At 54.8% G+C, this 11310-nt stretch carries 13 protein-coding genes; 9 read left to right on the forward strand and 4 right to left on the reverse strand.

What is annotated here, in order from left to right; translation table 11 throughout:
• The 4 genes from NZM04_04170 to NZM04_04185 all read right to left on the reverse strand — a co-directional run.
• The coding region (locus NZM04_04170; GenBank protein MCS7063231.1) for a M50 family metallopeptidase at positions 1 to 689 on the reverse strand (689 nt) is incomplete at its 3' end.
• Positions 686 to 1858: a 1-deoxy-D-xylulose-5-phosphate reductoisomerase gene (locus NZM04_04175; protein ID MCS7063232.1), complete on the reverse strand. Its 1173-nt coding sequence runs from the start codon at positions 1856 to 1858 to the stop codon at positions 686 to 688. The genes NZM04_04170 and NZM04_04175, both read right to left, overlap by 4 nt.
• Positions 1859 to 1863: 5 nt before the next feature.
• A complete protein-coding gene (locus NZM04_04180; GenBank protein MCS7063233.1) occupies positions 1864 to 2733 on the reverse strand; it encodes a phosphatidate cytidylyltransferase in 870 nt (289 codons plus the stop codon).
• Positions 2734 to 2756: 23 nt separating this feature from the next.
• Positions 2757 to 3260, reverse strand: a complete 504-nt coding sequence (locus NZM04_04185) for an 8-oxo-dGTP diphosphatase (protein ID MCS7063234.1) — start codon at positions 3258 to 3260, stop codon at positions 2757 to 2759.
• A 113-nt stretch (positions 3261 to 3373) separates the two neighbouring features.
• On the opposite strand from NZM04_04185, the gene NZM04_04190 reads away from it, so the two are divergent.
• The 9 genes from NZM04_04190 to NZM04_04230 all read left to right on the forward strand — a co-directional run.
• Positions 3374 to 4234, forward strand: coding sequence for a phosphopantetheine-binding protein (locus tag NZM04_04190; protein ID MCS7063235.1), 861 nt, complete (start codon positions 3374 to 3376; stop codon positions 4232 to 4234).
• On the forward strand, positions 4206 to 4505 hold the full coding sequence (locus NZM04_04195) for a hypothetical protein (protein ID MCS7063236.1): 300 nt from the start codon (positions 4206 to 4208) through the stop codon (positions 4503 to 4505). The genes NZM04_04190 and NZM04_04195 overlap by 29 nt, the downstream gene beginning before the upstream one ends.
• A gap of 3 nt (positions 4506 to 4508) precedes the next feature.
• Positions 4509 to 5336 (forward strand): PEP-CTERM sorting domain-containing protein, encoded by an 828-nt coding sequence (locus NZM04_04200; protein MCS7063237.1) that lies wholly within the window; start codon positions 4509 to 4511, stop codon positions 5334 to 5336.
• Between the two features lie 32 nt (positions 5337 to 5368).
• On the forward strand, positions 5369 to 5668 hold the full coding sequence (locus tag NZM04_04205; GenBank protein ID MCS7063238.1) for a hypothetical protein: 300 nt from the start codon (positions 5369 to 5371) through the stop codon (positions 5666 to 5668).
• Between the two features lie 100 nt (positions 5669 to 5768).
• Positions 5769 to 5915, forward strand: a complete 147-nt coding sequence (locus NZM04_04210) for a hypothetical protein (GenBank protein MCS7063239.1) — start codon at positions 5769 to 5771, stop codon at positions 5913 to 5915.
• Positions 5916 to 5938: 23 nt separating this feature from the next.
• On the forward strand, positions 5939 to 6766 hold the full coding sequence (locus NZM04_04215) for a PEP-CTERM sorting domain-containing protein (GenBank protein MCS7063240.1): 828 nt from the start codon (positions 5939 to 5941) through the stop codon (positions 6764 to 6766).
• Positions 6767 to 6886: 120 nt separating this feature from the next.
• Positions 6887 to 8791, forward strand: coding sequence for a sporulation protein SpoOM (locus NZM04_04220; GenBank protein ID MCS7063241.1), 1905 nt, complete (start codon positions 6887 to 6889; stop codon positions 8789 to 8791).
• A complete protein-coding gene (locus NZM04_04225; GenBank protein MCS7063242.1) occupies positions 8766 to 11021 on the forward strand; it encodes a WD40 repeat domain-containing protein in 2256 nt (751 codons plus the stop codon). Before NZM04_04220 ends, NZM04_04225 begins: the two co-directional genes overlap by 26 nt.
• A 41-nt stretch (positions 11022 to 11062) precedes the next feature.
• Positions 11063 to 11310 (forward strand): hypothetical protein (locus NZM04_04230; protein MCS7063243.1); only part of this gene is annotated, 248 nt, incomplete at its 3' end.

The raw sequence follows: 11310 nt of genomic DNA on the forward strand, positions 1-11310 counted from the left end.
ATCAAGCTGATCGCGGGAGAAATCCCGATGTAGCGAAGGCCGCGCCGCTCCCAAAATTGAGTGCTGTGACGCTCAGGCGTGACTTGCAAGGTAAGCGGTTGTCCTTGCCGTAAAAGATCGATCGTGAGCGTTTCGTTTTCGCTGCTAATGATGCGCCACGTGATGGATGCCCCCGCACCGCGGAAACGGTGAACAGCGTGACCGTCTATCTTTTGGATTTGGTCGCCAGGTTGAATGCCAGCTTTGGCCGCTGGCGATTCCGGAATCACATAGCCTACAGTCGTGGTCGTTTCCGATTCGGATGTCGGACGGCCAACGAAATAAATGATGCAAGCAAAAACAAAGGCAAGCAGGAAGCTGAATAACGGACCGGCCGCAGCGACGATGATTTTATCCAGAGGTGGAGCTGGAGGAAGCTCTTTGAGTTTTTCGTTTTCAATTTTCCCTTCGATAATCTCCATGGGCGCCATTTGGGGGATCGAGACAAATCCACCTGCAGGAATACAGCCGATCGAGTAGGTGACGTCGCCCACTTTTTTTTGCCAGATCGGTTTTCCAAACCAAATGCCAAAGCGATCCACGTAAAGACCTCGCCAGCGGGCCGCTAAGAAATGGCCGAGCTCATGAACGAGGATGAGAAGGTTAAAAAGCAAAATGACTTCAATGAGGATGAGGAGGTTGTGAATCATAAAACAACAGGAGAACAATCCAGATGAAGATGTGCGCGAGCATATTCACGCGCCCATGCATCAGCTTGAAGAATTTCTTCTAGATGCGGATGGAGAGTAGGCGCGTGTGCTTGCATGGTGGCTGATACCGTTTCCCATATCGCAGGGAAAGGGATTTTTTCGTCGAGAAAAGCAGCGACAGCAACTTCGTTGGCGGCGTTGAAGACTGCAGGCAGTGTGCCGCCAATCTGACCCGCCTGCCGAGCAAGATTTATAGCAGGAAAGCGAACCGGGTCAGGAGGCTCAAAGGTAAGTGCGCGAATTTGTGTGAGATCGAGCGGTGGTAGAGTATTGGGAAGACGTTCAGGATAAGTAATCGCATATTGGATCGGGAAACACATGTCGGTATGGCTCATCTGAGCAAGCTGTGAGCCATCGATAAATTCAACCATGGAATGTATTATGGACTGCGGATGGATAAGGACATCCACCCGGTCGATCGGAACATTAAAGAGCCAACGCGCCTCGATCATTTCAAGGCCTTTATTAAAAAGAGTCGCAGAGTCTATGGTGATTTTGGCGCCCATTTTCCATGTTGGATGCCGCAAAGCTTGTGCTGGAGTAGCGCGCGCTATCTCCTCTGCTGAGGATTGCCGGAACGGACCTCCTGAAGCTGTAAGAATAAGGCGCGAAATGTGTTTGTGAGAATGACCTTCCAAACATTGAAAGATAGCATTGTGCTCGCTATCTACAGGAAGCACGCGAACGTTGTGTCTTTCTGCCTCACGCATGACAATCTCACCTGCCATGACGAGAATTTCTTTGCTCGCAACGGCGATGTCTTTGCCTGAACGGATAGCAGCAAGAGCGGGTTGCAACCCTTGAGTGCCGACGATCGCGATCAGGATGAGATCCGCATCGGCAAGGGTAGCTAGTTCAATCAATCCCGACGCACCGGAGAAGGTTTTTGTTTGCCGTGGAGCCTCTGAGCGAAGCACAGGGTATAACGTTTCATCCGAAATGGAAATCGCCTGTGGCTTGAATTCATGAGCTTGTGCAAGCAACGCATCCACTTGCCGATGTGCCGCCAGACCAATAACCTCCATGTGTTGAGGCAAATCTCGAGCGACCTTAAGAGCGCTTTGACCTATCGAACCCGTTGAGCCAAGGATGACGACGCGCTTTTTCATACTCATCATGGGGGCAGTAAGATAAACTTCAAATAGAAATAAAGCACCGGTGCGGTAAAAAGAAGACTATCAATCAAATCCAGCGCCCCACCAATACCGGGAATCGACTTGCCTGAATCTTTAATATGAGCGTCTCGTTTCACCACACTTTCCGCCAAATCCCCCACGACACTAGCTAGTGCAAGTAAAAGTCCCAGCGCATAAGCATGGTAAGAGTGGAAAAGCTTCAAGCCGTTGGGGAACAGATACGCCAAGGCTACGCTGACGGTGATCGCAAATACTAATCCCCCGACAAAACCTTCCCAAGTCTTTTTAGGACTGATGTGCGGTATCATCTTGTGGCGGCCTATGAGCATCCCTGTCAAATAGGCTCCCATATCCGTAAACTTCGTCACTATAAGCAAATAGAGCAACAAAAATCGCCCTTCTACCTCTGCGTGGATGCTGTAGGAAAGCAATGCAGCAAAGCTAAACAAATACGATACATAAAAAAAGCCAAACACCGTCAAAGCCACTGTCAAAATCGGAGTCGAGTTAGGTTCTGGAACCAAAACAAGTCGTATCAAGACTGATATGATCAAAACCACAAAAGTCAGCTCTTGAAACAACCCAAAATTCCCCGCTTGCTCAGGCCTCAACACCAAAAAATACCCGACCCCCAAAAACAACAGTAGCCCACAAAAAATCCCATTGTGTTTATAGACGCGCAAATGTTTTTCCTCCTGAGCCCTGTAAAATTCCCATTGCGCCGCTAGCCCAAAAAGGGTGAGCACCACCCACGACCCAAAGTTCCAACCTGAAAAAATCAAACCAAACACCACTGCCCACAACGCCAACGAGGTCCCAAATCGCCACCAAAAATTTGTGTTAACCATAGACTTCCCTAAACGTCTCAACTCTAAAATTGCTCCACGATCTCGATCCGATGCTCCAGCATCTCATCACCATCGAAATAAAAACATCCTCGAAACCTCTGACCTCGCAATAATAAGGGCAACCACAATGCATCATCTTTCCACATCCGCTCGTAAGGAATTGCCTCCTGCTCAACCCAAAAAGGCTTAGCTTCTGCCGTCTCCACCAATTCCCCTTCATACCTGCAAGCCGCAAACACACTGCAAAAAAGCCCATATCCATCCCGAAACTGAAAACTCAACTCCCCCATTAACACCGGATCAAGCGGCCTTATCCCGATCTCCTCCTGTGTCTCCCGCACAGCGGCATCTTCAGGCGTCTCGCCAGTTTCTACGCGGCCTCCCGGTCCGTTCACCTTCCCCGCTCCAAGGCCTCTTTTCTTTTCGATCAACAACACCCTACGCCTTTCATTATCGAGCACAAATAAAAGCGTCGCGCGATCTCTCGGCTCCCACCGCGACCAATCGTATGCCGGCATCCTTTGCATGAGCACCGCATACTGTCACCATTCCTAAAAGAAACAACGCTGAAAATATCCGCTCTCTATCCCCACAAAAGCATTGCACCACCCCCCATTCTCTTTTATTAACAAAATCCGCTATGCCCTCCTTGACGGAAGATCAGCTCTCGCAACTTAAAACCGCCCTAAAGCGATGTGACGATACCACAATTCAGGCCGCCATCGCTTTCCGCGAACACAACGACTTTTCACAAGTCCCCACCATTGTCACTGGGATCATCGCCCGCTTCATGCCGCCGGAAAACGTTGAAAAAATCCGCTCCGCCAATGACTCTACTCGCCTTGCCGAAGACCTCGGCATCGACTCCCTCACCATGCTCGAAATTGTCATGACGATCGAAGAGGTCCTCTCCATGCGCATCGAAGATTCTGAACTCCGCGACATCCGCACCCTCGGCGACGTAAAGAACTTCATTCAACACAAAATCGCCACACTTTCCCCATCTGCCTCTCAAGCCCATCCCGATGCCCTTCCAGCCACCCTAAATTACGACCGCGAAAAGCTTCACCTCATCCTCCCGCAGCAGCATCCTTTCCTTTTCCTATCCAAAGCCACCATTCAAAACAATCGTGTCTACGCCTCATACACCTTCACTGGCCAAGAAGAATTCTTCCAAGGCCATTTTCGCGGGGACCCTACCGTGCCCGCCGTCATTGTCTTCGAAGCCGCAGGACAAGCGGCCTGCCTTTACCTAATCGAAGTGATCGTTCCAAAAGAAAAAGCCCAAACAGGCGCCATCCCACTCTTTGTCTCCCTAGAAAACGCCCACTTCCACCGCAAAGCCCGTCCAGGCGACACCATCCACATCGAAGTCATCCCCGTGCGCGAACGCCTCCCCCTCGCTGTCTTCAACGCCACCGTCACCCTAGCCGGTGAAACCCTCGCCACCGTTGAGCGCCTCACCCTTGCCTATGGTAACATCCCCCACACCCCTTCATAAATCACCACCCCTGCCTTTTCACATCTCGTTACAAAAAATTGTAACTCGCACCATCGCGACACCGCCCATCTTACAACCTCTCCCCTCATCCCACGACGAGCCCCAAAATACCGCTTACCGCTCCAAAAACATTTTCCAATCAGTTTGCTCCCGTGCCCACGGCCTTGCGCCTAAAAGGCGAGCAAGCTGCCACCGACTCAATATTAAACCTCCCCAATCACCCCGCGCAATCTCAACTCATGTCAACTCACAACCCCAAAACTCCACTTAACCCATGAAAAAAATCACTCCCATCCTCCTCTGTTTGACGGCCACCCTCCAGATCCAAAACATAAACGCCCAAATCATAAATTACACCACTCTCGGAACCACCATATCCGAAAACTTCGACAACCTCATCTCCTCAGGTAACGTCCCCAATGTCTTCTCCTCCACCCCAGGCATACAAGCCGGTATTCCAGGCCTTACGGGTTGGTATGGAACCAAAATTAGTGGAGCTTCTAGCATCAACACCAACTTCACTGCAAGCGACGGAAGCTTTCCCAACGGAGGCCTCTACAGCTATGGCTCCGCCGGCTCCACCGAACGCGCCCTTGGCGCCTTAGCCAGCTCTAACAACACTATGGCCTTTGGCGTTGCCATCGCCAACCTGACAGGACACACCCTCACTGAATTCACCATCACTTACGACGGTGAATTCTGGCGATCCCCTAACGCTCAGCTAAATACCCTTAGTTTCTACTACGGCTTCGATGTCACCCCAGGAGTAAATCTATCCAATTTCCTCAGTTCCCCAAATATGATCCCCTTCCCCTTACTCGACCTCATCGGCCCAGCCCCAAATGGAAACAGCTTCCCCCTCGATGGCAATCTCCCAGCCAACCGCACGGCAGGTATTACAAGCACAGTCACAGGCATCTCCTGGCAACCAGGTCAAGTCCTCTTCATCGCCTGGAGAGATCAAGATAATATTGGATCCGATGCCGGACTCGCCGTAGACAACTTCTCCTTAACTCCTGCGCCAGAGCCCTCCACATTCGCACTCATCGTCCTCGGTATTAGCCTCCTCCTCTTCCACCTTCGCCGCAACAAAAATGCCTGACACAACTTAACCACCACCCCAACACAATCCTAGTGCTTCCCTCACCTTCACCCCACTCAAAGATATTCATCAAAATAAAACTCAAACAAACGACACCCCATCCTCTATCTCCCAACAAATCGCCAACTCCACCACTACACCACCCGCAGACAACACCATCCACCATCAGACCAACAAAAACCCAATCCCTTCTCCAATCCCTAAAATCCCTTACATACAGCCCGATTGCCAACCAGATAACTCATCCCGAATCCTGCATCCACAAACAACCTTTCCATACCCAACCCTCCATGACTAAAACTCAAGTCCCATCACCCGCAGCAACCCTTTAAACACATCCAACTTTATAAACAAATGTTACAAAAATTTTTAAATACACTAATTGACAACAACTTAAAACTTTCTATGCTGCCACTATAAAAAAATGCGGCTATGCCAACACTCCTCCACCAATTTCCCCTCTCGGGATTGAGCCGATGCTGCTACCCCCACAGCCAGCTCGCTCAATACCTCCTCAACACCGCAAGCCCCTCACTTGCGGACAACCCCAAACCACATAACCTCAACCCAAAACCCTAACCACAAACCCAACTTACCCTCATATGAAAAAACTAACACCCCTCCTCCTAGTCGGTCTTGCAGCGGCCCTACCGCTCGCAAGAGTTCATGCACAGTTCATAAACTACACCACCCCAGGTTCTACACTCTCGGAAAACTTCGACGGCTTGATCTCCTCAGGCAACGTCGGAAATGCATTTTCCGCGACTATCGGCGCACAGTCACCCATACCAAACCTAACCGGTTGGCAAGGAGCCAAAATCGCGGGAGCTGGCACCACCGCCACCAACTTCACAGCCAATGATGGAAGTGCAACCAGCGGCGGACTCTACAGCTACGGTCCTAACGGTTCAACTGATCGAGCACTCGGAGCCCTTGCGTCAGGTACAAACACCATGGCCTTCGGCGCAGCAATACTTAATCAGACCGGCATCACCCTCACAGAATTCACCATCACCTACGACGGCGAATTCTGGCGATCCTCTACAAATCAGCAAAACACCCTATCCTTCTTCTATGGATTCGATGTCACCCCGGGTGTCAGCCCTACAAACTTCCTCTCCTCCACAGGGATGATCGCACACACTCCACTCGACCTAGTTGGTCCCAGCCCAGTAACAAACAGCGCTGCACTAGACGGCAACCTCGCCGCCAACCGCACCGCAGGCATCACATCCACTATCACAGGCTTAAACTGGCAACCGGGTCAGATCCTCTTCATCGCTTGGAGAGATTTTGATAATACCGGAAGCGATGCCGGACTCGCCGTAGACAACTTCACCTTCACAGCAATCCCCGAGCCCTCCACTTGGGCCCTCATCGCCCTCGGCATCGGATTCCTCCTCTTCCGCCTTCGCCGCAAAAACGCCTAACCCGCATCACTTCTAACCCACTCAAAGGTGGCATAGACTTCGGTCTATGCCACTTTTTTTTTAATAACAGCAAAACTTACCTCTAGCCACGCCACTGCTTACAAGTATAATACGCACTTAATGTGGCGACTCAGCCTCACCCTATTTCTTACGACAATAATACATCTCCATGCATTGGCAGACTATTCTGCTATCGCTTCAGACTCTCCCCCTGAAACCACCCCCATCTTCCCACTCGAAGACATACGCCCCGGCCTCACCGGCACCACCTACACCGTCCTACAAGGCACCGAGATTGTCCCCATCCAAACCACAATCCTCGGCACCGCCTACAACATGCTCGGCCCAGGTCTCCACCTCATCATCGCCAAACTCACCGACGAAAAAACCGCCCTCACCGGCGCCGTCCATGGCATGAGCGGGAGCCCTCTTTACATCGAAGGCAAACTCGCCGGCGCCCTCTCACGCCGAATCACCCTCTTCGAAAAAGACGGTCACTGCGGCTTCACCCCCATCCAAGACATGCTCACCGTCAATCAAATGATGCCACCCCACAACACCTCCCTCTCCCCTTCCCCCACCACCCTACACTTCACTAAGCTCTACCCACACCTCACCACAACACATCCACCCAAGCAAAAAACAAAATTCCTCCCCATAAGTCACACCCGACCCCCCCACTCCCTCCACTTCCTCTCCCAACAAATCCAGCCCCTCGCCATCCCCCTCACCTACACCGGCCTCTCCCCACAAAACGCCGAACTCCTCCTCTCCCGATTCCCCCTTCCCATCGCCAACAACAACTACATCCCCATCCCCGCCGCTGCATCACGGCCACACCCCCACCCCTCCCCCCATCCCCTCTCCAATCCCAACCTCCTCAAGCCCGGCTCGCCCGTCTCCGCCCTCCTCATGACCGGCGACATCCAAATCGGCGGCACCGGCACCCTCACATGGCGAGAAAGCAACCGCATCCTCGGCTTCGGCCACCCCATGTTCGCCTTCGGCGAAACCGAATTCCCCATGGCCAACGCAGAAATCATCTCCACCATCCCCAGCTACTTCCTCCCCTACAAACTTTCCAACATCGGACCCCCACTCGGCACCATCCTACAAGACCGCCTCTCCGCCATCGCCGGCCTCATCGGCCCATCCCCACACCTAGCCACCTACACCATCCACCGCGAACACAACCACAAACCCCTCCCCACACTCTCCGGCCAATTCATCAACCACCCCCTCATCACCCCCACCCTCCTCGCCTTCGCCTTCGCCGCCGCACTCGAAGGCTCCGACCAAACCTCCTCTCGCATCCTCACCGCAGACATCACCGCCTCCCTCCACCTCGAAAACCTCCCCACACTCGACCTCTCCCTCTTCCACTCCGGCCAAGACTTCGAAATCTTCGACGCCATCATCCAACAACTCCTCCCCCTCCTCACCCTCTACCGCCAAGACATCACCCCAGTCAAAGCCACACGACTCGACCTGCACGTCCACACCTCAGAAAAACAACACATCTGGACCATCGAAAAAGCCTCCACCGACTTCAACCTCTACCCACGCCAAGCCTCAATCCGCCTCACCACCACACTCCGCGAACGCCTCACCAACTCCACCCACACCCACACCCTCATCCTCCCCATCCCAGAAAACATCCGCCCCGGCACCCAACTCACCCTACGCATCGCCGGCGCACGCGAGCTCGACGCCCTCGACACACCCCCCCGCCTCAACTCCACCACCCACCTCCCCTCCATCATCCACACCCTCAACTCCCGCCGCCGCACCAACGCCCTCTACGCCCAAATCCTCACCCCCACCATCGGCCAAATCCTCGACACCCGCCCCATGCCCTCCCTCCCCCCCTCCATACTCAAACTCCTCGAACGCTCCACCACCTCCACACGCGCCCAACCGCTCCCCCACCACATCTGGACCGAGACCTCACTCCCCCTCCCCGCCCTCATCCAAGGCCTCATCGACCTCACCCTACAAGTTGACCGCCCCACCCAATCCCCCTAATGCATATTCAAAACAAAAACCTCACACTCCTCCACACTTCCACCACTCGAATCTCACCTCACAAACCAAAGCCATGAATCCATCTCTCCGCACCTCATCCCTCCTCATCACCGCCGCCCTCCTCCTCCACCTCACCCCCACCACCACCCACACCACCGAGCAACAACGCTTCACCCTCCAAACCTACGACGACTTCGCCCCCGGCGAAAACCCCACCACCACCCTCACCGCCGACGGCACCCTCCTCCCCGCACCCCTCCCCACACCCCTCGCAGAACCCACCGCCGAAAACATCTGGGCCATCCTCCCAGAAGCCGACAAACACTGGATCGGCACTGGCACCGACGGCCGCCTCTACCTCCTCAACGGCAAAAACCTCGAAGCCACAGAAAAATTCCAAGAAAACTTCATCCACAGCATCGTCCGCCGCCAATCCGGCAAAATCAACATCGCCACCTCCCCAGACGGAAAAATCTACGAACTCCGCGGCAAAGACAAACCCGCCGTCATCTTCGACCCCAAAGCCAAATACATCTGGAGCATGGTCTGCGACGCCCAAGACAATCTCTACATCGCCACCGGCACCGACGGCATCATCTACAAACTCAACCCACAAAACCAATCCGAAATCTACTACGACTCCGACGAAACCCACATCCGCACCCTCGCCCTCGACCCCCAAGGCCGACTCCTCGCCGGCTCAGCCAACTCCGGCTACCTCTACCTCATCCCCGCCAAAGACACCGCCGTCGTCCTCGCAGCCACAGGCCTCCAAGAAGTCAACAGCATCGCCGTCGCCCCACCCGACCTCATCTACTTCTCCGCCAACGCCACCCCACAACAACCCTCCACCAACCAATCCCCCAACCAAAACCAAACCCCCCAAAACTCCTTCCCCACCACCCCACGCCCACAATTCTTCCAAACCCGCCCCACCAACCCCTCACCCACCACCCCACGACCCGATCGCCAGTCCAGTCAACAAAAAGCCTCCCACCTCTACGCCCTCCACCTCCCCACACTCTACCCCCACAAAATCTGGGAAAGCGACGACACCATCTTCACCCTCACCCACCACCAAGACACCCTATACATTGGCACAGGCCCCGCAGGCTACCTCTACACCTACACCCCCACCACCCGCTCCATCAACCGCCTCCTCAAACTCCCCTCCGAATCCATCACCCACATCCTCCCCCTCAACCCCCAATCCTGGCTCATCGCCACCAACAACCCACCCCGCCTCTACACCCTCGACCCCAACACCCCCCACACTCCACACACCTACACCAGCCCCATCCTCGACGCCCAAATCCACTCCCAATGGGGACACCTCAAAATCCACGGCTCCCCCACCATCACCGCCCGCACACGCTCCGGCAACACCCCCACCCCAGACAAATCCTGGCACCCCTGGACCCCCACCCAAAACGGCCGCATCACCTCACCCCCCGCCCGCTACATCCAATACGAACTCACCCTCCCCCCCCACACCTCCCTCCACCGCATCGACCTCTACTACCTCAACAAAAACATCCCCCCACAAATCTCCCAATTCCACATCCTCCCCCCCAACGTCGCCTTCAACCTCATCCCCAACTCCCCCACATCCCCCCAATCCGTCACCCCCGACCAACTACTTAACTACCTCACTACCCCCCCCAGCTCCTCCTCCACCCCAAAACCCGAAACCAACCGCTTCCAACCCGAAGAACGCCGCGGCCTCCGCACCGCACTCTGGAAAGCCTCCGACCCCAACGGCGACAAACTCCGCTTCACCCTCCACTTCCAAAAAGCCGACGACCCCACACCCCACCTCCTCGCCGAAAAAATCAACGAAACCCTCTTCTCCTGGGACACCGCAGGCTGGCCAGACGGCCGCTACCGCCTCATCCTCACAGCCACCGACGAACCCTCCAACTACAAAACCAACGCCCTCACCACCACCGCCACCTCAGAAATCTTCTACGTCGACAACACCCCCCCCACCATCCGCGTCAACCGCATCAGCCCAGAATCCATCGAATTCACCATCGAAGAAGAAGCCAGCGAAATCACCTCCGTCACCACCTCCACCGACGGCCACGAATTCCTCCCCGCCCCACCCAACGACCACATCATCGACACCCCACGCGAAACCTTCACCGTCACCCGCGACAAAGGCAAACCCCTCTTCATCCGCGCCGAAGACGCCTGCGGCAACATCTCCTCCCGCTTCATCGAACCCTAATCTCCCCCTCTGGACTACAGCGCGAACCGCCGCCCCCCTTTTTGGACTGCGGCGCGAAGCGAAGCGCCTCACCGCTTTCCTTACACTACGCCGCGGCACAAAGCCCCAGCGCCTCACCGCTTTCTTTTTGGACTCCGGCGCAAAGCCCAGCGCCCCGCCGCTTTCCACCCCTCCGCAGAGATCCCCTCCCCCCTCTCCGCGGAGGGCCTCTTCCCTTAGCTCTTCCTCTCTCCTATCCTTGGCTTCTCATTGCCAAACACTCTCTACCCTCCCCCCTTGATCCTCTCCC

The organism is Candidatus Methylacidiphilales bacterium (assembly GCA_025056655.1).
Lineage (GTDB): Bacteria > Verrucomicrobiota > Verrucomicrobiia > Methylacidiphilales > JANWVL01 > JANWVL01.

Coding starts and splice junctions, on each gene's coding strand:
- NZM04_04190 (MCS7063235.1), top strand. CDS start 3,374: ATGCCCTCCTTGACGGAAGATCAGCTCTCGCAACTTAAAACCGCCCTA.
- NZM04_04215 (MCS7063240.1), top strand. CDS start 5,939: ATGAAAAAACTAACACCCCTCCTCCTAGTCGGTCTTGCAGCGGCCCTA.
- NZM04_04200 (MCS7063237.1), top strand. CDS start 4,509: ATGAAAAAAATCACTCCCATCCTCCTCTGTTTGACGGCCACCCTCCAG.
- NZM04_04195 (MCS7063236.1), top strand. CDS start 4,206: ATGGTAACATCCCCCACACCCCTTCATAAATCACCACCCCTGCCTTTT.
- NZM04_04210 (MCS7063239.1), top strand. CDS start 5,769: ATGCCAACACTCCTCCACCAATTTCCCCTCTCGGGATTGAGCCGATGC.
- NZM04_04175 (MCS7063232.1), bottom strand. CDS start 1,858: ATGAAAAAGCGCGTCGTCATCCTTGGCTCAACGGGTTCGATAGGTCAA.
- NZM04_04220 (MCS7063241.1), top strand. CDS start 6,887: ATGTGGCGACTCAGCCTCACCCTATTTCTTACGACAATAATACATCTC.
- NZM04_04185 (MCS7063234.1), bottom strand. CDS start 3,260: ATGCAAAGGATGCCGGCATACGATTGGTCGCGGTGGGAGCCGAGAGAT.
- NZM04_04180 (MCS7063233.1), bottom strand. CDS start 2,733: ATGGTTAACACAAATTTTTGGTGGCGATTTGGGACCTCGTTGGCGTTG.